The organism is Paenibacillus sp. MY03, from assembly GCF_002165585.1.
Taxonomy (GTDB): domain Bacteria; phylum Bacillota; class Bacilli; order Paenibacillales; family Paenibacillaceae; genus Pristimantibacillus; species Pristimantibacillus agaridevorans.
This window is the reverse complement of the sequence record NZ_MXQD01000001.1, coordinates 351,187-372,940: the sequence shown is the minus strand read 5'-3', so window position 1 is coordinate 372,940 and position 21,754 is coordinate 351,187. Positions and strand designations below refer to the sequence as shown.

Annotated in this window: 17 protein-coding genes; 2 read left to right on the top strand and 15 right to left on the bottom strand. The window is 53.5% G+C overall.

The features are described 5' to 3' along the window. Positions 1-6: 6 nt before the first annotated feature. From B1748_RS01175 to B1748_RS01150, 6 genes are all read right to left on the bottom strand, one after another. Positions 7-1,785, bottom strand: a complete 1,779-nt coding sequence (locus B1748_RS01175) for a type 2 periplasmic-binding domain-containing protein (RefSeq protein WP_087566027.1) — start codon at positions 1,783-1,785, stop codon at positions 7-9. Between the two features lie 157 nt (positions 1,786-1,942). Continuing rightward, positions 1,943-2,866, bottom strand: a complete 924-nt coding sequence (locus B1748_RS01170) for a carbohydrate ABC transporter permease (RefSeq protein WP_087566026.1) — start codon at positions 2,864-2,866, stop codon at positions 1,943-1,945. Then, positions 2,860-3,768 carry an ABC transporter permease gene (locus B1748_RS01165; RefSeq protein ID WP_256975464.1) on the bottom strand — a complete coding sequence of 303 codons (909 nt, stop codon included), beginning with the start codon at positions 3,766-3,768 and terminating at the stop codon, positions 2,860-2,862. Before B1748_RS01165 ends, B1748_RS01170 begins: the two co-directional genes overlap by 7 nt. 651 nt (positions 3,769-4,419) lie before the next feature. Then, positions 4,420-5,649: a response regulator gene (locus tag B1748_RS01160; protein ID WP_087566024.1), complete on the bottom strand. Its 1,230-nt coding sequence runs from the start codon at positions 5,647-5,649 to the stop codon at positions 4,420-4,422. Then, positions 5,646-7,391 (bottom strand): sensor histidine kinase, encoded by a 1,746-nt coding sequence (locus B1748_RS01155; protein ID WP_087566023.1) that lies wholly within the window; start codon positions 7,389-7,391, stop codon positions 5,646-5,648. Before B1748_RS01155 ends, B1748_RS01160 begins: the two co-directional genes overlap by 4 nt. A gap of 114 nt (positions 7,392-7,505) precedes the next feature. Next, positions 7,506-8,393 (bottom strand): AraC family transcriptional regulator, encoded by an 888-nt coding sequence (locus B1748_RS01150; RefSeq protein ID WP_087566022.1) that lies wholly within the window; start codon positions 8,391-8,393, stop codon positions 7,506-7,508. Between the two features lie 137 nt (positions 8,394-8,530). On the opposite strand from B1748_RS01150, the gene B1748_RS01145 reads away from it, so the two are divergent. After that, complete coding sequence (locus tag B1748_RS01145; RefSeq protein WP_087566021.1) at positions 8,531-11,263, top strand: alpha-L-rhamnosidase; 2,733 nt, start codon at positions 8,531-8,533, stop codon at positions 11,261-11,263. Between the two features lie 99 nt (positions 11,264-11,362). Here the strand turns inward: B1748_RS01145 and allB are convergent, their stop codons facing one another. From allB to B1748_RS01105, 8 genes are all read right to left on the bottom strand, one after another. Then, on the bottom strand, positions 11,363-12,757 hold the full coding sequence (gene allB / locus B1748_RS01140; protein WP_087566020.1) for an allantoinase AllB: 1,395 nt from the start codon (positions 12,755-12,757) through the stop codon (positions 11,363-11,365). 46 nt (positions 12,758-12,803) lie between these two features. Continuing rightward, positions 12,804-14,054, bottom strand: coding sequence for a M20 family metallo-hydrolase (locus B1748_RS01135; RefSeq protein ID WP_087566019.1), 1,251 nt, complete (start codon positions 14,052-14,054; stop codon positions 12,804-12,806). A gap of 45 nt (positions 14,055-14,099) precedes the next feature. Beyond that, positions 14,100-14,987 carry a transporter substrate-binding domain-containing protein gene (locus B1748_RS01130; protein ID WP_087566018.1) on the bottom strand — a complete coding sequence of 296 codons (888 nt, stop codon included), beginning with the start codon at positions 14,985-14,987 and terminating at the stop codon, positions 14,100-14,102. Between the two features lie 3 nt (positions 14,988-14,990). Further along, complete coding sequence (locus B1748_RS01125) at positions 14,991-15,734, bottom strand: maleate cis-trans isomerase family protein (RefSeq protein WP_087566017.1); 744 nt, start codon at positions 15,732-15,734, stop codon at positions 14,991-14,993. Further along, the gene (locus tag B1748_RS01120) at positions 15,731-17,218 is read right to left on the bottom strand and encodes an amidase (protein WP_087566016.1); all 1,488 of its coding nucleotides are present in this window, start codon (positions 17,216-17,218) and stop codon (positions 15,731-15,733) included. Before B1748_RS01120 ends, B1748_RS01125 begins: the two co-directional genes overlap by 4 nt. A 15-nt stretch (positions 17,219-17,233) precedes the next feature. Continuing rightward, on the bottom strand, positions 17,234-18,055 hold the full coding sequence (locus B1748_RS01115) for an amino acid ABC transporter ATP-binding protein (RefSeq protein ID WP_087566015.1): 822 nt from the start codon (positions 18,053-18,055) through the stop codon (positions 17,234-17,236). A 16-nt stretch (positions 18,056-18,071) separates the two neighbouring features. Further along, positions 18,072-18,719 carry an amino acid ABC transporter permease gene (locus B1748_RS01110; protein ID WP_179215305.1) on the bottom strand — a complete coding sequence of 216 codons (648 nt, stop codon included), beginning with the start codon at positions 18,717-18,719 and terminating at the stop codon, positions 18,072-18,074. 80 nt (positions 18,720-18,799) lie between these two features. Further along, positions 18,800-19,639 carry a transporter substrate-binding domain-containing protein gene (locus B1748_RS01105; protein WP_179215304.1) on the bottom strand — a complete coding sequence of 280 codons (840 nt, stop codon included), beginning with the start codon at positions 19,637-19,639 and terminating at the stop codon, positions 18,800-18,802. A 199-nt stretch (positions 19,640-19,838) separates the two neighbouring features. Between B1748_RS01105 and B1748_RS01100 the strand changes: the two genes are divergently transcribed. Continuing rightward, positions 19,839-20,810, top strand: coding sequence for a LysR family transcriptional regulator (locus B1748_RS01100; protein ID WP_087566012.1), 972 nt, complete (start codon positions 19,839-19,841; stop codon positions 20,808-20,810). A 7-nt stretch (positions 20,811-20,817) separates the two neighbouring features. Here B1748_RS01100 and B1748_RS01095 read toward each other — a convergent pair whose 3' ends face one another. After that, positions 20,818-21,717, bottom strand: coding sequence for a sugar phosphate isomerase/epimerase family protein (locus B1748_RS01095; RefSeq protein ID WP_087566011.1), 900 nt, complete (start codon positions 21,715-21,717; stop codon positions 20,818-20,820). Between the last annotated feature and the right edge of the window lie 37 nt (positions 21,718-21,754).

Below are 21,754 nucleotides of genomic sequence, written 5' to 3'. Positions count from 1 at the left end.
GTTGAATTAGCGGCCCACTGCCTCCGCTTTGTCGCTAAATACGTTGCGCGGCATCGATCGCGTTACCTCAATTTTCACCTGGCCGGCAGGCGTCGCCATGTAAGCCGCGTATTGCTCGTTAAACTCGGCGATCGTTTCTTCGTCGTGGCCGCGCCCCTTCATCTCGCTCAGGAATTGATTGTACACTTGCTCGAATTCCGCCTCCGACTTGGCCAGCAGCAGCTTGGCATAATATTGCAGGCGAATGTCGGTTTGAACCGGGGTATACTTCTCAACCATCCCGCCGACCAACGCTTTTGTACGGAAAGTCGCCGGCAACAAGCCGAATGTCCCTTGCTCCTGATTGATTTGCTCCGCCTTGTACAGCATGGCGTTGGTGGCGATCCACGGAGCTTCGAGAGTCGGAATATGCGTGCTAAGCGTACTGCCCAGTTGCTTCCACCAGAAAAAACCTTTTTCCGTCACGTTGGTCATGCCTTCGCCGCCCCAGAATTCCGGTCCCTGGAACACATCCTGATTAACGACAACGACGCCGTCCTCCATCTTGTAAGCACCCATCGATTCCAGGCCGTATTCCATCAAAATAAATGCCTCCGGCGTTTGCAGCCAATCCAGCCCCTTCATCAGAGCGTCCGGATTTTTGGTGTCTTTGCCGACGCCGGTTCCCAGACCGCCAAATGGATTAAAGTTGGCGTATTGGGCGGGCTTGATATTGTCGACGGTCGGCAGCTTGACCGGCACGAACCAGCCTTCCGGGAAACCTTGCTTCTCCAGCTCGCTGTAAGTAATGGAAGATGGCAAGTTATTGTTGGCCAAAATCGTTGCGTTCGGGCTATCCCAGCCGTTGGAGATCATGGCGCTGAAACGCAAGGAATTCGTTTTTTCCAGGAACAGATCACGTTTGTGGAACGCCGTTTCCGGATCTAGCAATCCTTGCAGATGCATCTTGTTCAGCCATTGAAAGCCGCGTTTGAAGCCTTCCGTTCGATAGTCGGGCACTTGCGTGCCGTCACCGGCCTCGTTCCATGCCGCCACGCCGAACATCGACATGACATATTCCAGGCCGGCAAAGTTTTCTCCGCCGAGCGACAACGGAATCAGATCGCGGCCTTGCGAATCCTTCAATTGCTTTACGGCGGTCAGGTACGCCTCAAAGCCTTCTATTGTGCCAAGGCTGTCCACGGCAAGACCCGCCTTCTCCGCCAGACCGCTCTGAATCCACAAGCCCTGCGCGTTGCCCTGCCATGCCGAAGGCTCCTCCGGTTTCGGCTCGTAGCCCATCGGTACAAAATAAATATGGCCATCGGTCGCGCGCCAGTTGTCGATAATGCGTTTGTCGATTTTCGCCAGATTCGGATATTCGTCAGGCTGATTGAAATAATCGTCGAGCGGCAGCAATCGGTCTTCGTCAATCAGTCTGGACCAGATCGGGCTCTCGGGACTCAAAATAATGGCATTCGGGAAACTTCCGCCGACCAGCTTCAAGTTGACTTGCTGGGCAATATCGCTGCCGTTGCCAATCTCGATTTTCTCGAATTCGATGCCCATCTTTGCCAATACTTCTTTAGTAACGGGGCCGTTAAGGTCAATCGGCGTCGTTTGGTGCGGATGATAAAGCGTATACTTTTCTTTGACGGCCGGCGCGCTGCTTTCCTGTCCCTTGGGCTCGGCGGTGGCATTGCCCGTTGCGGGATTATTGTTGTTGGAAGTACATGCGGCCATAAGCGAGATGACAAGGCCAAACACAATGCTTTTAAGCAAATATTGTTGTGCGCGTTTTCTCATGTGTGCGTCCCCTTTACGTAATCTTCTTTATATAATCGGCATCATCCGGAGCAAACCTAGCGCGACAATGCTGCGGGCCCTGCATCATTATCATAGTGGCTCCCCGGCTATCCGGCTATACCATTGGCGCTTGTCTTGCTTGCAGCGCGTATTGCGCCTACTCTTTTACCGAACCGATCAATACGCCTTTGACAAAATAACGCTGCAAAAACGGGTACACGAGCAAGATGGGCAGCGTCGTCAGCATAATCGTCGACATGCGGACCGACTTGGTCGTTACGGCAGCCGGATTGTACATGCTTGCCTCGCGGGCTGCATTTATCTGGCTGGCGCTGATCATATTGGACGCCTCCACCGAGCTCATCACGCGCTGCAAATAGGTAGGCAGCGGCTGCAAGTTGATGTCCTGGACGTAGAACGCGCCGGTAAACCAGTCATTCCAGTGGCCAACTGCCGTAAACAATCCCAGGGCGGCCAGCAGCGGCATCGAATACGGCAATATTAGCGTAAAATAAATCCGCACATAACCTGCACCGTCAATTTTCATCGACTCCACGACCGATTCCGGGATGTTGCTTCGAAACGACGTGCGCATGACAAGCATGTTCCATACGCTAAACAGGCTCGGAAAAATGTAAACCCAAAACGTGTTGATCAGATTTAATTGGATCAATTGGATATAGAAAGGGATAAGTCCCCCGCTAAACAGCATGATGAGCAGAAAAAAGAGCGTAATCGGCCTGCGGCCCGGCAGCTCCGAGCGCGACAGCGCATAAGCGACCATGGAGGTGACCAACAAAGAGCCGACCGTGCCGATGACCGTCCGCAGCACGCTGATCCAGAAGGCGCCCGCGATAATGCTGTTGGACAGCACCACGATATAGTTGCCCAACGTAAATTCGCGCGGCCACCAATAAATCCCGCCCATCAAGGCATCTTGTCCCTCGTTGAACGACAACACCAGAATGTACCACATGGGATAAGCGCACAGGAACGAAAAGAGCAGCATGCAAAGCGTGTTCACGACTGTAAATGTACGATTGCTAAACGTCTGGCCAAGCCCTCGGCGTCCTTCTACCATATGCCTTCTCCTCCCGCCCGTTTCGACAAATAGTTGCTGCCCAGCAGCAAGGCGGTAGCCATGACGCTAGTAACGAGCCCGATAGCGGTTGTCATCGAATATTGGGCCTGGCCGATACCCAGCCGCAAAATGTACGTATCGATTACCTCGGCCACTCCGATGTTGGCCGGATTAATCATCGGATAAATCTGGTCGATGCCTGCGCTGAGCAGACTCGGGATCTGCAAAATAAAAACGATGGAAATAATCGGCAAAATGCATGGCAGCGTAATGCTCCACATCTGGCGCCAACGGCCTGCTCCATCCATCGAAGCGGCTTCGTACAATGCCGGATTGATGCCGGCAATCGCTGCCAGATACAGGATCGTACCCCAGCCCAGCTCTTTCCACATCCCGCTCAGCAGAAATATCGGCCTGAACCATGCCTCGGAGCCCATAAAGGGAACCGGCTGCAAGCCGAGGCTTCTGAGCATCGAATTGGCCCCGCCGCTGTCCAGCGACAGAAAGGCATCCAGAAACCCGATAACGACAATCCAGGAAATGAAATGCGGCAAATAGCTCATCGTTTGGACAAACCGCTTGAAGGCAAAGGATCGAATCTCGTTAATAAGCAGCGCGAAAAGTATCGTTGTTGGAAAAACCAGCGCCAATCTCAGCCCCGTGAGCAGAAATGTATTGCCGGTCGCCCGCCAGAAATCGGCGCTCGCCGCAAATTCCTTAAAGTTCTGCAACCCCACCCAGGGACTGCCCCAGACGCCTTCTCTGAAGCCGTAATCCTTAAAGGCGATCTGCAAGCCCAGCAGCGGAATGTAATTGAACAAAATAACCAGCACGATTCCGGGAATAAGGAAGAAGTAAAGTGGCAGCAGCGCTTTCCACCTTATCCAAGACCATTTCACCACATGTTTTCCTCCTTGATGCGAAAGTTGATTCATGAACCTGAAATAAGTATAGTCAACAAACGTAAACGCTCTCAATAATCGATTGGCACGATAAGTGCTGCTTTCGCACGAAGTTACTTTTCTAAAATCAAGGCGAAACGGATGCGTCGTCCTTTGGCGGCGCAGCGCGTTTCGTTGCGAGAAATATGGAGAAAGTATGGCAGCTCCGTCCTGCCGAGCGGGGGACGAACGGACTCGTATAGCGGGAAAAATCCGAGTAATATGCGACGTTGGCTGGAGAACGCCGCCCTGCAACCAGATTTTTCGGGTTGCAGCTCCAAAAGTAACTCCGCAACGGGGACAAATGTGTATGAAAAAACGAGTACAATGCTACGTTGACGGGGCACGGGGACAAGTGTGTATGAAAAACCGAGTACAATGCGACGTCAGTGGGGGTGGAGGGCTAATGTGTACGAAAAACCGAGTACAATGCGACGTAAAAAAACCGCCGCCTCCGCAAACGACATCCCAATCGCTAGATAGAAACGCTCAAGCGGTTGAGATGCCCTTTTGGGGAGGTTGGCGGTTGAGATACCCTTTTGAAGAGGGTGACGGTGCAATAGTTTATGAGGTCGGCGGTTAGAGTTTGGCGATTCCATGGCGTGATAGCCGTTATTCGTTGCCCGGCATACTTTGAAACTGCCGGTAGTCTTTGGGCGTAAAGCCGGTCATGCGTTTGAACAGATTGGAGAAATGGCCGAAATTTTGATAACCGACCCGCTCCGCCACCTCGTACAGCTTTAAATCGGGAGCGAGCAGCAATTCCTTGGCGCGGGCAACTCTTATTGCGACCAGTTGATCGGTAAAGGAGGTGCCGAGCTCCGAGCGCAGCAGCGCGCCCAGATAGTTGGGGCTCAAATAAACGGCGTCGGCTACTGACCGCAGACTGAGATTGTTCATGTAGTTGTCGTTCATGTAGTCGATCGCGCGCTGGACGATGCCTTGGGCATGGCTGCGCTTGCGATCGCCGATCAGCTGCTCCCAGTTATACAGCGGCCCCTTTACCCCGAGCTTTCGCTGATTAACAGCGCTTACCGCGTGGCGGTAGCTGTTTGCCAGTTCGGACGGCGAAGCGGCGTCCCCGCCGATGCCGATGGCAATGCCTGGCACTCCGGCTTCCATCAGCGACTCCGCAAACCGCTCCAAGGCGTTCCCGAACCATACGTCCCTCGTCCCTGCGCGCACGATAAAAGCCATTTGCTGCCTTGCAGTCGTCACATGAGCTTCCACCTGTCCGTCAAATGCCATTTGTGCGCAATCGCCCATTACCTTCGCCCACTCCGCATCCTCCTCGGAGCAAACCGCAACGATGACCGCGCGGGGGGCTGCATCCGCAAACAAACCATACTGCATCGCTTGCCTTTCCAGCGTATGGTCCTCGACCTCGTTCAGCAAGCCGTGCAACAAATCGTCCAAGAAGCTTGCGCGCTCCTTGTATGCGTACCCTTGCAGCTTCGCCTGCAACTGCCGCTCCTGTTCCAGCCCGTCGGCAATTTGAAGCAGCACCTGCTCCAGCCGCGCAAAATCGATCGGCTTGACGAGGAAGGCCTCGACACCGATATCGAGCGCCGTCTTCGCATATTCGAACTGTTCGTAGCCGGTCACCATGACCACCTTCAGCTTCGGATTTCTGCGCCTCATGTCCGCCGCCAGCTCCAGACCGCTGCTGCCCATCAGCCGAATATCGGTGATGAGCACATCCGGCGCTTCGAATTGCTTCAGCGCCTGATCCGCGTCCTCCGCTTCGCCAATGACGTTCATCCTCAGCTCCTGCCATCCCACATGTTTGATAATCGATTGCCGTTGGCGAATCTCGTCGTCCACAACTAACACCTTGATCATGTCGTCGCCCCCTCTGGTTGAATGTTCGGCTGCGGTATTTTCAAACTTACGACCGTTTCTTGTTCAGGCACGCTTGCGACCGTCATTTCGAAGCCGGCACCGTAGAAGCGAGTGAGCCGCTCCCGGACGTTGTACAACCCGAATCCGCCTCCGCTCTCTTGCATCGGCGGGTTCATCAAATCCTGGAGCTGAGCCTCGTTCATCCCCTTGCCGTCGTCTTCGATGCGAATAAACAGGAAACGCTCCGCAAGTTTTGCGGATATCGTTATTTCCCCTCTGCCCCCACGATGAGTAAAGGCGTGCATCAGTGCATTTTCTACAATGGGCTGCAATGTAATTTTTACGATCTCGCAGGGGAGCGTCGCCTCGTCAATATCGTAACGTACCGTAACCTTGCCCGGATAACGCCATTCATGAATGTCGAGGTAAGCCTGGATATGCTCCAGTTCCTCGCGAAGCAGGAGCACATCGCGTCCCTGATTAAGCGCCAGCCGGAAAAACTTGGCAAGCGCGTCCACCGTTCCGCTGATCTCCGCCGATCCGACATCCATGGCCATGCTTTTAACCAGAGCTAACGTATTATACAAAAAATGGGGATTGATCTGCGCTTGCAAAAGCCGCAGCTTCTCCGTCTCGGCGGCGCTTCTGGCCGCAGCGTTTTCCAGCATTGACGTTTCCAGTTGCCGGGACATCTGGTTAAACGTCTCCTCGACATCGCCCAATTCATCCTTGCCATTGATTCTGACCGTCAGGCCAAGCGTTCCTTCCCTTACTTTGCGCATGCTGCGAATCAGCACATTAAGACGGTTCGTTATTCGTTTTCCGAAGCTGATCAAAACAACGAGCGTCAACACAACGAACAGGATGCTTGCGGCTATCGCGGCTTGCCTGACGAGCTGCAGTCTCTCCCATAACGCCTCCTGGCTGACAATCGTTATGATTTTCCATCCAAGCGATGTCGTTTGATAGACGATCAGATGGTTTTTGCCGTCAATGCGCTCGATATAGGAGCCGGATTTACTGCTGTAAGAATCGTTTAAATACGTCAAATCGGTTATGGAATCTCCCGTTTTAAGCCCTCTATAGTCAATTAGCGCCCTGCCGTTTTGATCCGCGATGACGATCCAGCTATCCTCAAATTCCAGGGGATTGGCGAGATTTTCGAACAAAGCCTGTGTTGTCACTTCATAATCGATAATGCCGTAATCATCGTTACTCATGTAATCGACAAGCCACTTGCCGATATGAAAGGCCGGTTGGGGATTGTCCGCATCAAAGTACCAGTAGAAGGGCTGACGGGATTCGGACATCGCCGCAGTCCAGGGTAGGCTCTCCGCCCTCTTCAAGTCAAAAACGGTGCCGCCATCCTCGCGCAGCGTCGGGTTGCTTTTGTAGAAACGAATCGTTTTGATGGGAAAATAGGAGCGGACGCGGCTGATCGAAGCGTTAATCTGCTGCAAGGCAAGCACTTCGTCCTGCAGCTCCGAATACGTCTGCGTCAGGGTAGCCGAGAGTCTCGGATCCACGGCCATCTGCATCAGCATGTTCTGATAACCCGTCACCCGATATTGTACGTTCTCGTGCAATTGATCCACTACTTTACCTAGCATGTCCCTCGTTTCGCGCTGCGCAAGCGGCAGCGTAATGGAGAACAAACTAATGCCTGCCACGAGCACGGGAACGATTAGAAACACGATTAGAACAATAATCAATTTTTGCAGCAATCTGATCTGAGACCACATCGACGATCACCCTACCCCTGCCTTCAATCGGTTAAGCGAATTGTAAACGCTCGCAGAATCGTCGTCAAGACATCCGGAGAGCAGGGGCTTCGCGCAGGACCGCATTAAACTCGGCTACGGATACAGGTTATTAAGAGGTTGATTCAAAACGGATTGCCGGTACTGGTGCGGCGACGTGCCTGTTTTCTTTTTGAACAAACGATGGAAAAATTTCATATCTCTGTAGCCGGACAAATAAGCGATTTCCTGCACCTGGAACTCCGTATGCCGGAGCAGCTCGCAACTCTTCTCTATGCGCAGATTCTGAATGTATTCGACGATCGTTTGCCCCGTGGCACGTTTAAACAGGCGCTGCAAGTAGGGAATGCTGAGCGATACGAGACCGGCGAGCGTTCGCAGCGCGATCGGCTCTTGGTAATGTACCGCGATATGTTCGAATACGGGCGACAGCTGGCGCAAGGATAGAGACTCCTCGCCGCCCTTATCGTTGCGGTGCATCGAGATCAGCAGTTGCATCAGCAGACTAAGCAGCGCCGCCTCCGTTCCTGGAAGACGCAACACATGTTCTCGATACAGGCTTTGCATTAGCGTGCGATATTCGTCATTGCGATCGGAGAACGAGGCATAACCTCTCTCCCCCCCTGTCGTCTGCGAGAAGACTTCATCCTGTGCAGGAAATGCGATTCGCAAGCGCTCGATCAATTCAGGAGCGAACAGGCAATTGTATACGATAAGCTCGTTGCCGATCCGTTCGGTGAGCGGGCGATACACATGGGCGGTCCCCGTCGGAATAATAAACAGATCGCCCCGCTTCACTTCCAGGCTGTCTTCGGCAATATAGTGCATGCCCCGTCCTTCGGCGACAAAATTGATCTCGACAAAGTCGTGGCAATGGAGCGGCAAGGAAAAAGCTTCTTTCTCCCGATTGACATGCAGCGGGAACTGATCCTCATTCCAGTAAATGTTTCCCTGCAAGACAGGGTGAGATCGAGGCCCTTTCATTATGAACACTCCCCAGAGAAGGTATTGTAGTATGTAATCCACCTATAAATATAGCATATCAGCCCCTGTCGCGGATCAACTCTCTGGGCTACGATAGCAGAAACGACACTTGATGCAATCGTAAAGGAGAGAGTGGCATGGCGCTCATACATCACCTGCACGTCGACGGACAAGATTCCCCTACCGGTATAGACGTGACCGATCTTCAATTATCCTGGCAACTGGATTACGCGCGAGGGGAGGCGCAGCCCGTTGCAGCCCAGCTCCTCTTAGCTACGCGGCGAGAACTGCTTTCCCCCGGCCAAACCGATGTCTGGGACAGCGGCATGATGACCGGGCGGCTGACAGATTGCCGATATGGCGGGCCTGAGCTGCCAGACTGCACCCGTTATTGGTGGAAGGTACTCGCCAGAGACGAGAAAGGGGATGTCATCGCATCGGAGCCCGCCACTTTCCTTACTGGCCTGGGCGATTCGGAAGCTTGGCGCGCTCAGTGGATCTGGAAACCGGGCGAATTGCAAATCAACGATTTTGCCTATTTCCGCAAAGATATCGAGCTGCGAGGGCCAATCCGCCAGGCGCTGCTGTTTGCTTCGGCTCATCATGCCATGCGCCTGTTCATCGACGGAAGCCGAATCGGCGGCTATGGCTCCCCCGCGCCGACCAATCCGGAGCAGCGCAAGCTGTATATGGCCTATGAGGTAACCTCGTCTCTTCGTCCCGGCAAAGTATGTCTGGCTGCGATTGCCCACTATTTGGGAGGCGGCGGTCAAAACTATGTCGACGGCTTGCCCGGCTTCCGCCTGCAGCTCGAAGTGATCTACGAAGACGGCTCAAGCGAAACATTCGGTACGGACGAATCCTGGCAGATCGTACAGGAAATTCCGCATGCTAGCGGAACCCCCTACCAGCAAAACAGGCGCGTATCCGCCATCGAAGATTATGATGCCCGCAAGCTGGATCCGGCGTGGAACCGGACGAACTTTGCCGCGGAAGCATGCCTGCAGGCCGTGCCGTCGGGGATTCCGGCTCATCGCTGGCCGATGAAGCGGCAGCGCCTGCAGGAGGGCGCCGAAGCGGAGCTGATTGTGCCGACCCTCGTCAAGCAAGCGTTGACGCCGGGGGATGACGGAACGCCGGAGACGCTTCGGCAAGTGTTCGACGCCGGACAAATCCTGTCGGGCTGGCCGCGGATTACGCTGGCCGGCATCTCGGGAACGACAATTCGGCTGCGGTACTCGGAGGACCTGGACGAGCATGGCTTTGTCAAACACAACGTTAGCAACGAAACATCCCATCATTATTACGATCAGTACACGATGCGCGGCGATGAGTTGGAAACCTGGCAGCCGGATTTCTCATACAAGGCGTTCCGATATATCGAGGTGACGGGTTATCCCGAAACGATTCGGCCGGGAGAGCAGTTGTCGCTTGTGCTCGCTTATACGGGAATGGCCGAGCTCGGCTCGTTCGACTCGTCCGACGAGCTTCTGAACAAGCTGTACGCCGCCTGCATCCGAACGCAGAAAAACAATGTGCTGGGCCAAATCGTCGATTGTCCGCATCGCGAGCAGGCGCAATATCTCGCCGATTCCGATCTTCAGGCAGAGACGCTGCTGTACAATTTCGATGCCAGGGCAGCACTGGAAAAGGTGCTTACTGATTTCGCGGGAGGGCAGCTGGATGACGGAACCTTCCCGTTTGTCTATCCGACGAACTACGATAAGCCGGATTTCAAGCTGCAAATTCCCGAATGGGATTTGCACTTCTGCTCCCTGCTCTGGAAACTGTACATGCATACCGGCGACGATCGCCTGATCGTAAGGTATTACGATACAGCCAAACGCATGGTCGACTACTATCTCGGCATTCGAGACACAAATTCCGGTCTTGTCCCGCTAGACAAAGGCTGGCATATCAGCGATTGGCCGTATCCGTCCGTCGATCACGGCTCCAATCCGCAGGAGCAGGAGACTAGCTCGGCACCCTTTGCGGTGCAAAACATGAAGCTGCACCTGGCAGTTGACGTCCTCTCGCGGATGGCCGGCCTTATCGGCAGGGACCGGGATGCCTCGCATTACGATGCCGAGGCGCGTCTGCTTCGGGAAGCGATTGTCGAACGTTTGTATGATTCGGCTGCCCGCCGGTTCCGCTCCGGCCTCGGATCCGGCCAGATTCATCAAGGCGTCAACGCGCTTGCCGTGCATCTCGGACTTGCGCCTGCCGGCGACGCCGCCGATATCGTCGATTATATCGCGAACTCCCCTTGGGAAAGCCGCACGGTATTGTCGCTGCCGCTGCTGCGGGCACTCTTCGAGAATGGGCAAGGCGAGGCCGCCTATCGGCTGATTAGCAAGGAAAGCTATCCCGGCTGGGGTTATATGATCAGTCAAGGGGCGCCTACCATGTGGGAAGGCTGGGACGATATCGAATCGCATTGCCATGCATGGAACGGTTATCCGGCCAGGATGCTTCAGGAATACGTGGTGGGCATACGTTCGCTTGCACCTGGCTTTGCAGAAGCCGAGATCGCGCCTTTTATGCCGGAAGGGCTCTCGCACGCGAGGGCAACCGTCGTCACACCGTTCGGCGCCTTGTCCGCCGGGTGGGAGCGAGGAACGCAAGAGTCTCCGAATGAGTATAGACTGACACTTCATGTGCCGACAGCGATGAAGGCCAAACTTGTGTTGCCAATGTTCAAGCCGGAAGACTGCCATCATGCCGTTATACGGATATCTGATGTCGCCATTTGGGCGAACGGTAAGGTATGCGGGCAAGCGGCGGGCATCCTCGACGTCCAACAAATCGAGGAGCGGTTGGAGCTGCGAATCGAATCCGGGAGATATGATCTTACTGTTGCAGGTATTTGATTAACTGCTGCCGCACGCGCAGAACAGCCAGCCCAACGTCCGGGCTGGCTGTTTGTATTAAAGGCTTGGAGAACGAAGGACATGTTGGACAGTCTGTCCTCATCCTAATGGATTAACCAGCTTGCCGCCAGGATCACCGATCAACGCTCCGTTCTCCATCACCGTCCTGCCTCCAAGGATGACCTTTACGGGCAAACCATTAACCGGCATGCCATCGAACGCCGTCACCTTGCTTTTGCTGTGAAGCTCTTCACGCCGGATGACGGATTGGCGCTTCAAGTCCACGATCGTAATGTCGGCATCGGAGCCAATTTGAAGTTTGCCCTTCCTGGGATACAAACCGAACTGACGGGCCGGATTCTCCGAGAGCAGCGCGGCCAAGCGGGGCAAGGTGATTCTGCCTTCATGAACGCCTTGCAGCATTAGCGGAAGCAACGTTTCGACCCCGCATATGCCTGACGGAATGCTCCATATGTCGCCCGTTTTCTCCACTTCGGTATGAGGCGCGTGATCGGAGCATACAATCGAGATCGTGCCGTCTTCAATGCCTTGCCATAACTTCTCCTGATCCCTCTTGCGCTTGATCAGAGGATACACCTTCATCTCGGATCCGAGCCGTTCATAGTCCTCGTCGCACAGAAACAAGTAATGGGGACATGTCTCCGCCGTAACCGCGATACCTTCCTTCTGCGCCTCGCGCACCAGGTCGACGCCATCGCCCGTGCTCATATGCAAAATATGGAGCCTGGCTCCGGTCTCCTTCGCAAATGCGATAGCCGTCTGAATCGTCAGCTTCTCCGCGAGTCCTGGCCGGGCACGAAGCATCGCATCATAATCGCGCGCGGCGCCGGCTTTGACCTGTCGCGTCATCGTTTGGATCAAATCATAGTTCTCGGCGTGAATCGCCAATACTTTGCCGGTACGCGCAACCTGTTCGAACAGCCCGAAAACCTCTCCGTCTCCCATAGGAGGAATAATGTCGGGATCCGAGCCGTCGGCTTGATAGACCAACTGATAGGTATGCTGCCGGATGGCATAACCCCAAAAAAATTTAAATGCGATAGCCCCGGCTTCGGCCAACGAATCGAGATGCTTTCTGTTGGGTTCACCGAGGCATATGCCCCACAGGGCGAAATCGACGAATGCTTTCTGCTCCAAATAACGAGCTTGATCTAAAAAGCTTTCCGCATGATAAACCGGCGGATTCGTATTGGGCATCTCAAACAGCGTCGTAACGCCGCCGGCGGCCGCGGCCCTGGTTGAATGGGCAAAGTCCTCCTTATGCGTCGCCCCGCGATCTCTCGAATGCACATGGATGTCGATGACGCCAGGCAGAAGGTGCAGTCCCCGTGCATCCGTCTCCTCCCTTGCTTCCCCCGGCAGCCTTTCGCTGGCGATGGCCGTTATCTTGCCGTTCTTTATATAAATATCTGCCATATGCATGCCTTCAGGTGCAACTATCGTTCCACCGCGTACAATATGATCCCAACGCACTGGTCTTGCTCGCTCCCTTCCTTTGCCGCCCGTTCCGAGCGCTTCATTATTCTGTAGTTCCCGGCCCCTTTGCTTGCGCCCATTGCCGTATGACCTTGCCCAATACCATTGCTCCTTCGGCTAACGAATCGATTGACGTATATTCGTCCGGATGATGGCTGAGACCTTCGCGCGACGGGATGAACAACAGTCCGGTCGGACATAGGCGGGTCATATTCATGGCATCATGTCCCGCACCGCTTGGCATGACCGCATAACTGAAGCCCAGGCTTTCGCATGCCGATCGAATGGATGCAATCGCGTCGCCATGCAGAAGCGTCGGCGATTCGTCGCTAAGCAGCTCCCATTCAATAGACAATCCCCTCTCGCGGCCGACCCGCTCGAACAGCTTGCGTACTTCTTCCATCGACTGGCGTTTGACCTGCTCCGTCGAGCAGCGAATATCCACTTGCATCTCCACCAATCCCGGCACCACGTTGATGGCGCCGGGATTGACGCTCAGCACTCCAACAGTGGCCACCATCCCGTTAAGCAGCTCTCGTTTCGCCATCGCTTCCAGCTCCAGCGCAATCTCGGCCGCTCCCAATAAAGCGTCTTTACGCATATGGATAGGCGTTGCTCCCGAATGAGCCGTTCGGCCCCGCACCGTGACCGCCAGTCTGACAGGAGCAGCAATCGCGTAGACAACGCCGATCTGCTTCTTTTCGTTCTCCAAATACGGTCCTTGCTCGATATGAAGCTCGAAGAACGCTCGCAGTTCCTTGCCGTCCCGCAGACTATCTTCGATGCTCGCGAACGTATATCCGCTCGCATCCAACGCTTCTGGCAACGTTATTCCTTTGTTGTCCTTCAGCCGCTCCAAACCTTCCTTCTTCAATTCCCCGCTCATGGCCTTGCTTCCGATGGTCGAGACGCCGAACCGGGATGATTCTTCGCATGCGAAACATATGATTTCAAGAGGACAGTCGGTTTGAACGCCCTGAAGATTAAAGCTGTGAATGACGCTTATTGCAGCTGCGACACCCGCCGCTCCATCGTAACGGCCGCCATTCGACACCGTGTCCAGATGAGAGCCGAAAGCTACGGCCGGCAGTTCCGGATTCCTCCCTTCCTTCCGCGCGATCAGATTGCCGCAAGCGTCATAACGCACTTGCATCCCCTCTCTTTCGCACAGCTCGGCGAAACAGGCTACCGCATCCCGTTCCGGCTTGCTGTAGGCCAGCCTCATCATTCCGTTATCCGTCTTCCCATACCGATTCAACGTCTCCAATATTTGCTCCAAGTAGTGACGAGTCATTCTATATCACCTGAAATCCTATAAGATAGCGACCATTTCCTCCGCTTAATGCGGCATGGCATAGCCGAACCATTTCATAGCCAGCTCGTCATAGGTGCCGTCTTCTTTGCGGGCGGCAATAATGTCATTGAGGGCGGCGAGCAATTCCGGCTCGTTTTTCCTCAATCCGATCCCGTCGTATTTCATGTTGTACAGGTCGCCTACCATCTTCAGCTTCGGCGATCCCTCATCATATTTGATAAAGTCGCTGGCTCCGGTTTTGCCGGCTACATAAACATCCACGCGCCCGGCTTTCAGATCAATGTATCCCTCCGGATTGCCGGGATATTCCCGGAGTTCCTTGTAGCCTCCGATCGCTTTTACGTCCTCGACAAATCCCGAACCGGACAGCACCCCCACCGTCAGGCCGGTCAAATCGTCCAAGCCTGTCACCGTATCGTTGTCCTCCTTCACAATCGCGACTGCCCCATCAGTCATGTATATGTCCGTGAAATCAATCATTTCCTTCCTTTCTTCTGTAATGACCAAAGCGGATATGACTACGTCGTATTGCTCTGCTACCAATCCCGGAACCAGCCCGCTAAACGCGCCTGCTACGAATTCCGCCTCCACGCCCAGCTCTTCCGCGATCAACTTGCCCCAATCGATATCGTAGCCGTCCAGTTCCCCGTTCTCGTTCGTGAAATGCGTTGGCCGCGATGTCGCCGTTGTGCCGATGATAATCTTGCCCCTTTCCTTGATTCGATCAAGCGTGCTGACCGCGCTGCTCTTAGCCGGCTCTTCCGTCTGGGCGGCTTTTTCCGTCGATTGAACTGCCGGCGGCGTATTTGCGCCGCCGCAAGCCGATATCCATAACATCATTGCAACTAGAAGCAGAATCGTATACCGCCCGTTTCTCTTGACGGAATTCCCACTGTTTAGAAACTTATTCATAGGTTATGCCCTCCATTTGTTTGCGAAATTTTCAGCTTCGTTCATCCAAGACGCACCGAATCCGACTCGATTATGACTCAAGCCCAGCAGCCTCATGCATTGCCACAAGACGGTATCCACCGTATCCAGTACCGGAACCTCATAATGCTCCTCCAGCCGTGCAGCGCATGCGCTGCCGCGCATATTGGTGCCGGACAATACAATGGCTTCCGTATTGGGCACCCATATATCTTCGACAGCCGCCAAAATGTCGTCCGCCTTAATATTGCTGCTCTCCCGGTTCATGGTGATACCAAATCCCCGGCTGCCTGTGCAGCTGTAACCTTTACTCTCAAACTGCGCAATCGCCGATTGCACAATTGAATCGGCGGATGGACTCACATAACAGAAACTGCCGATTCGGCAATAATCCATCGCTTCTAATAATGATAGCAATGCCGTTGTCGCAGGTTTGCCGGTCAGACCGCCAATCCTGTCGCATAGCCGGGTATCCCACTCCATCCCTAACCATCCTCCGGAGGTGGCATTGTATGCGATAACGTCCATATCAGCATCATTCAGCAGCTTGGCGGCCTCAAGAAGTGCATCTTCACTAAACCTGCGTCTTGCCTCATCGCTTACTTCTATGGTCGTGACACCAAATCTTGCAAAATGAACACTAATGTCCGAATATTCTGATAATAATTTCGTTGTTATTGGCTCAACGACCGTGTTCGATGACGGAATAATCATCCCTATTCTGTTCATATCAAAGTTTCGCTCCCTTTCATCACATCCGCCGAAAAACGATTTTTCGGATTCGTCCATCGTTCCACCAACGAATCCAGCTTTTGTCGCCATGGCAATGCTTGCTCCAGAGCAGCGGATGCCCGAAGTACGATCTCATCTTGCAAATGTCCTCCGACGATCTGCAAGCCAACCGGCAAACCATCGCTCGTCCAGCCGATCGGCACGGTCGCCGCAGGCTGGCCCGTCATATTGAACCAGCAATTAAAAGTGGACCAATGCGACTCGGACACCTCGCGTCCGTCAATGACAGTCGGCGCGTTCAAGGCTGCCGGGAACGGCGGAACACCCAACGTAGGAATAAGCAGCAAATCGTAGCGCAACATGAACGTGCGGAATGCAATATTGAATTGCTGCCTGCTCATGGCCGCCTCCGTCAGATCCTCATCTCGCCAAGTCCGGCTAATGAATTGCCTCAGGAACGGATTCATATCTTCGCCATATTGTTCGGCCAATTTTCGTAATCCCGCCAAATCGCTGTCTCGCGCGATCAGTCCCAAAAATACATCAGACGGATCATACAAGTCGGGATGCCCTTGTTCCACGATGCAGCCCATCTGTTCGAATGCATTGGCTGCCAGTCGGACGGCCTGCCTAATCTCTGGTTCAACGGCGGCATATCCAAGATCCTCGCTCCAGGCGACCCGCAAACCTCGCAAATCAACGTTCCGAATGGCGGCCATGTAGTCGGGCAAACCCGGAAGACTATGTCTGTCCATTGGATGAGGTCCGCCGATGACCGACATAATCAGCGCGGCATCCTCTACGGTCCTGCTTAACGGGCCGATGCACTCCAGCGATTCCCAACTGCTGCTCCCGGGCATGGACGGGTCTCTGCTGCCGGGATACAAGGGTACTCGCCCCATCGACGGCTTTAAGCCGTAGAGACCGTTCAGGCTTGCCGGAATGCGGATCGAGCCGCCTCCGTCGCTTCCTAATGTCAGGGCGCCCATGCCGGTTGCGACGGCTACTGCAGAACCTCCGCTTGAGCTTCCGGGCACCACATCCATATCCCATGGATTCTTCAGTACGCCGAACCGGCCGCTTACGCCCCGATACCCGAATTCGGATACATTGGTTTTGCCAATTACGATGGCTCCCGCCCGTTTCATCCGGTCTACGCATACATCGTCAACAGACGGAACATATTGCTCATAGACGCGCGAGCCGAATGCAGTGCGTATTCCTTTGGTCAAAATCAGATCTTTAACCGACAAAGGGACGCCATGCAGCGGTCCCAATTCTTCCCCCCTCATGACTTGCTGCTCCGCTAGCACCGCCGACCGTTTCGCCTCTTCCTCGTTTAATTCGCAAAAGGCATGCAGAACCGGATTAAGGGCATGAACGAGTTGCAGAACGGCATCCATCAATTCAACAGGCGAAACTTGTTTGCTTCGTATTAACCTCGCCTGCTCCGCGCCGGCGAGTCCCAATAATGTATCCATGCATCACTATCCCCTTCAACCCGCAGATTCCGGCCTTTGCCGACTATGATTAGGTTCGACTCCCATAAGACTCGTATCGATATCGTGATCAAGCTGCGATAGAAATTGCGCTATTCTGGAGTCAGGGGAACGGAACAGCGCCTCCGGCGACCCGATTTGCGCGATCTTGCCCTTCTCCATAAATACGACCCGATCGGACACATGTCGCGCAAAAGACATTTCATGGGTAACCACGATCATCGTCATGCCTTCCTTCGCCAGCTTGACCATAATGTCGAGCACTTCATTAATCAACTCGGGATCGAGCGCCGACGTCGGCTCATCGAACAACATGATCTTAGGCTCCATGGCCAGCGCTCTGGCAATAGCTACTCGCTGCTGTTGTCCGCCGGACAACTGAGCGGGATAATCATTCATTTTGTCCAGCAGCCCCACTTTCTCCAGCAATTGCTCGGCAATCTTGACCGCCTTCTCTCGGGACATTTTTTTGACAATACAGGGGCCTTCTATAATATTTTGCAGTACCGTCTTGCTGGGCCACAGATGAAACTGCTGGAATACCATGCCGACCTCTGTCCGCAGCCAGGTCAGGTTGAATTGCGAACGGTATGTCAGCCTTCCTTGCCTGTTGGCTTTGTAGGCGACCGGCCTGCCGCCGATTTCGATCAAGCCGGATGTCGGCACCTCCAGCATATTAATGCATCTTAGCAGCGTGCTCTTTCCCGCTCCGCTTGGCCCGATGATGGATACAACTTCCCCTTCGCCAACCTGCAGCGAGACATTATCCAGAATAAGATGTTTGCCAAATTGCTTGTTAAGCTCCCGAATGTCGATCATGCTGCTTCCTCCTTCGTTATACACCCGTCCTCATCTTTTTCTCGCACACATATTGTACAAGCATCAGCAGGGTCGTCACTGTCAAATAAATCATGCCGGCAACTCCCAGCGTCTCCGCTACCTTGAACGTATTATTGAATGCTCTCTGCGCGGCAAACATCAAATCCTGTACCGTAATGATCGAAACCAGCGCCGATTCCTTGACCATAATGACGCTGTTGCTTATATAGGGCGGCAGCAGCAACCGGAAAGTTCGCGGTATCGTGATCCTTCCCATCTTTTGCAACGGGTTCATGCCGAGCGCCTCCGCCGCTTCCAGATGCCCCTTATCCACCGACATGATGCCGGAACGGATAATTTCGGCTTTAAATGCGGCCGAGCTGATCGATATGCCTATAATCGCGGCAGTGAAAGCATCAAGCTTCAACCCGAAAGGCATCGTATAATAGAAAAAAAACAGAAGCAGCAGCACGGGAAGCCCCCGAAAGAACCATACGTATAGAAATGACATTCCGCGAAGCGGCGCCACGGAAGATAGACGCATTATCGCCAATACATAACCGATCACCGTACTGATAATGATCGACAGGAACGTAATCTTGAAGGTAACCCATGTTCCTTGCATATACAGATCCCAATAGCTTGATATAATTCCCCAATCCATGGTTATCGCTCCTTCATCGCTCTGAGCCATTGCTTCAGCAGGCTTTCATGATTAAGTCTCTTGCACTCCTTTTCCCGCGCTCAATGCGGGATTTGGAACCCGAACCACTTTAATGCCAACTGATCATAGGTGCCGTCCTGTTTCTTCTCTGCAATCAATTCGTCGATCAATTGCTTCAACTCGGTTTCGCCCTTTGGAATGCCGACACCGGAATACTTTTCGTTATAAATTTCGCCAACCATTTTTAGCAGCGTCTTTTCTTTGTCATTCATCAGAAAATCGCTTGCGCCTCCCTTTGCAACCACATAAACGTCGATTCTGCCTGCCTTTAGGTCAATGAAAGCTTCGGGACTACCCGGATATTCTTTCAGCTCCTTATAGCCGCCGATCTGCTGGACATCCTCCATGTAACCCGATCCCCCAATGACGCCAACGCGAAGCCCTTCCAGATTACGGACATCCGTTACTACTGTATTGTCCTCGCGGACGACGGCAATACCGCCGTCTACCTTGTAACGCTCGGAGAAGTCGATTACTCCGCGCCTTTCATCCGTCATAATCAAACCGGAGAGAATGACATCATAACGTCCGGCAACCAATCCGGGGACGAGCCCCGCCAGATCGCCAGTCACAAATTCCGCCTCGACGCCTATTTTATCCGCAATCATATTCGCCCAGTCGATATCATAACCGGCCAATTGACCATCCTCGTCCGTAAACGTATTCGGTTTAAACGTCCCGCTTGTCGCTACAATGATCTTTCCCTTCTGCCTGATCCGTTCAAGCAGATTGTCCGTCGCCGTTGCCGATTCACTCCCACTCGATACCTGCGTCGGCGATACATTCCCATTTTCTCCGCAAGCCGTCAGCAGCAGAGCTATTCCTGCCATCGCAATTAGAAGCATTTTGATCCGTTTCATCTGCGCACCCTCCAATTCCATACGGCTCTTATTTCGCAACGCCGTGTTTATGTTAAGAAATATAACATCATTTTATTGAAATAGGGTAATAAAAATCTTAAATACCACAATCACCCGTGTACTAACGATGATTGTGTAATGTATACTAACATATATCGAGTTATGATGATTCAAGTATCAATGATTGAAGGTGATTAAGATGGATTGGATGGATTTGCACGCTTATCTTACGGTGGCAAGGGAGAAGAGTATATCAAAAGCTTCGCAGGTGCTGCATCTGTCTCAGCCGGCGCTGACCATAAGATTGCAAAAGCTGGAGCAAGAGCTTGGCATGCCGTTGTTGGAACGCAATCGCAGGGGGGTACTGCCCACCCGTTATGGCGCAGCGGTACTCTATCACGCGGCCAAAGCGGTGGAAGAAATGAATTCCATTCGTGATACGGGCAAAGGAGAGCCTGAGAATGGCAAACTTCGTATTGGGTTAGCGAAGCCATTGGGGTGGACGATCTTCAAGCCGGTGCTGGAGCAAATGCACGAGCGATTTCCGAACCTTCCATACAATATTTTATCAGATGACTATAAAGTCATCCTCGATCTGACAGGGGTCGGCGAGCTGGATCTGGCTATCCTGCCTTATTTCCAACCCACGCCTGGCTTAAACGCCATCCCGGTGCACGAGGACGAAATGCTTCTGATTGGACCGGGCAACGCTCCTTCAACCTCCATACATGGGGAAGTAGCAGCGGATATTTTGCTAAGGGGCAAGTTTATACTGTATTATTCCAATCAGCCTATGCGCAAGCTCATTGATAGAGTATTGCTGCAATTGCTAGGGCAAATGCCCGAGGATATTGTCGAGGTTAACGATTTGAGCATCATGCTCAATCTTGTATCCGAGGGAGTGGGGTATACGGTACTGCCTACATCGCATATCTATATGACGATGACATTTTATTCTACCTATTATTCGGGATCCGAGCTGCCTTCCGTACTGGCGCATTCCTCCATTCCCTACCTGGTCTACCGTTTGGGCAAGGAATATCCTACCCGTATGATACACTTGATTTATCCGGAGGCATCTGTATCGCGCAAAAAAATTCAATCCATCGCCGAGTTATTCAGCACGACGCCTTCCCTCGGCATCGTCCGAGAGAAGGCGTCGTTTTCTTAGTGAACCACTAACCTCTATATCCCTTTAGGAATTTCACGGCAAGCTCAATATCCTTCTCCGGGCTCGCGCCTACTTCGCGCTCGATCGTCAGATATCCCTTATAGCCGATATCGTTTAAAGCCTGAAGGTAACCGTTCCAGTCGACTTTGCCCTCGCCGAGCGGCACCTCGCGGAACGTCTCGCCGGTCTCCGCCTGCTGTGCGATGACATCGTGGTCGAGACCCTGCGCCTTCTCGTAGCCAAAGAAGCCATAAACATCGCGCGGATCAATATTGTCCACCAGCTTAATGCCGTCCTTGGCATGCGTATGAACGATATAATCCTTTAGCGTGTAAACGCCTTGAACAGGATCGTCGCCCGTCACCATGACCATGTTCGCCGGGTCGAAGTTGACGGATACGCCCCTTGAGCCCAGCGTGTCGAGGAACGACTTCAGATGTGCGGACTTCTCTGGTCCCGTCTCGATTGCAAAGAAGGCGCCCATTCCCGCAGCAAAGCTGCTCAGTTCCACGCAAGCCTCATGCATGGAACGGTAGACGGCGCTGCTCTGGTCATCCGGCACGATGCCGATATGCGTCGTTATAATATTGGTACCGAGGTCCAGGCCAAGCTCCATAATCCGCTTCGACTTCTCGATCTTTTCGCGGTTGACCGACGCATCCTGGAAGCCATGGCCGCCGAGATCGCCGACAAGGGCAGAGATCTCAAGACCTAGCGATGCGATATAATCCTTTAACTCCCGGCGGGCAGATGCCGACAGGTTGGCCGGATCCATCTCGCCGCTGACGGCATAGATCTGCACGCCGTCGGCGCCGACCTCCTTCGCCTTGACTAAGCCATCGCGAACGCCTAACTTAAAGCTGTCGACGATAACGCCGATTTTGTTCGTCATAACTGGTTGCACCATTGTCGCTCACTCTCCTTCTAAAGGTAGTTCAAAAAGT

Coding starts and splice junctions, on each gene's coding strand:
- B1748_RS01100 (WP_087566012.1), top strand. CDS start 19,839: ATGGATTGGATGGATTTGCACGCTTATCTTACGGTGGCAAGGGAGAAG.
- B1748_RS01170 (WP_087566026.1), bottom strand. CDS start 2,866: ATGGTAGAAGGACGCCGAGGGCTTGGCCAGACGTTTAGCAATCGTACA.
- B1748_RS01150 (WP_087566022.1), bottom strand. CDS start 8,393: ATGAAAGGGCCTCGATCTCACCCTGTCTTGCAGGGAAACATTTACTGG.
- B1748_RS01135 (WP_087566019.1), bottom strand. CDS start 14,054: ATGACTCGTCACTACTTGGAGCAAATATTGGAGACGTTGAATCGGTAT.
- B1748_RS01175 (WP_087566027.1), bottom strand. CDS start 1,785: ATGAGAAAACGCGCACAACAATATTTGCTTAAAAGCATTGTGTTTGGC.
- B1748_RS01095 (WP_087566011.1), bottom strand. CDS start 21,717: ATGGTGCAACCAGTTATGACGAACAAAATCGGCGTTATCGTCGACAGC.
- B1748_RS01130 (WP_087566018.1), bottom strand. CDS start 14,987: ATGAATAAGTTTCTAAACAGTGGGAATTCCGTCAAGAGAAACGGGCGG.
- B1748_RS01110 (WP_179215305.1), bottom strand. CDS start 18,719: ATGGATTGGGGAATTATATCAAGCTATTGGGATCTGTATATGCAAGGA.
- B1748_RS01115 (WP_087566015.1), bottom strand. CDS start 18,055: ATGATCGACATTCGGGAGCTTAACAAGCAATTTGGCAAACATCTTATT.
- B1748_RS01145 (WP_087566021.1), top strand. CDS start 8,531: ATGGCGCTCATACATCACCTGCACGTCGACGGACAAGATTCCCCTACC.
- B1748_RS01125 (WP_087566017.1), bottom strand. CDS start 15,734: ATGAACAGAATAGGGATGATTATTCCGTCATCGAACACGGTCGTTGAG.
- B1748_RS01105 (WP_179215304.1), bottom strand. CDS start 19,639: ATGAAACGGATCAAAATGCTTCTAATTGCGATGGCAGGAATAGCTCTG.
- B1748_RS01160 (WP_087566024.1), bottom strand. CDS start 5,649: ATGATCAAGGTGTTAGTTGTGGACGACGAGATTCGCCAACGGCAATCG.
- B1748_RS01120 (WP_087566016.1), bottom strand. CDS start 17,218: ATGGATACATTATTGGGACTCGCCGGCGCGGAGCAGGCGAGGTTAATA.
- B1748_RS01155 (WP_087566023.1), bottom strand. CDS start 7,391: ATGTGGTCTCAGATCAGATTGCTGCAAAAATTGATTATTGTTCTAATC.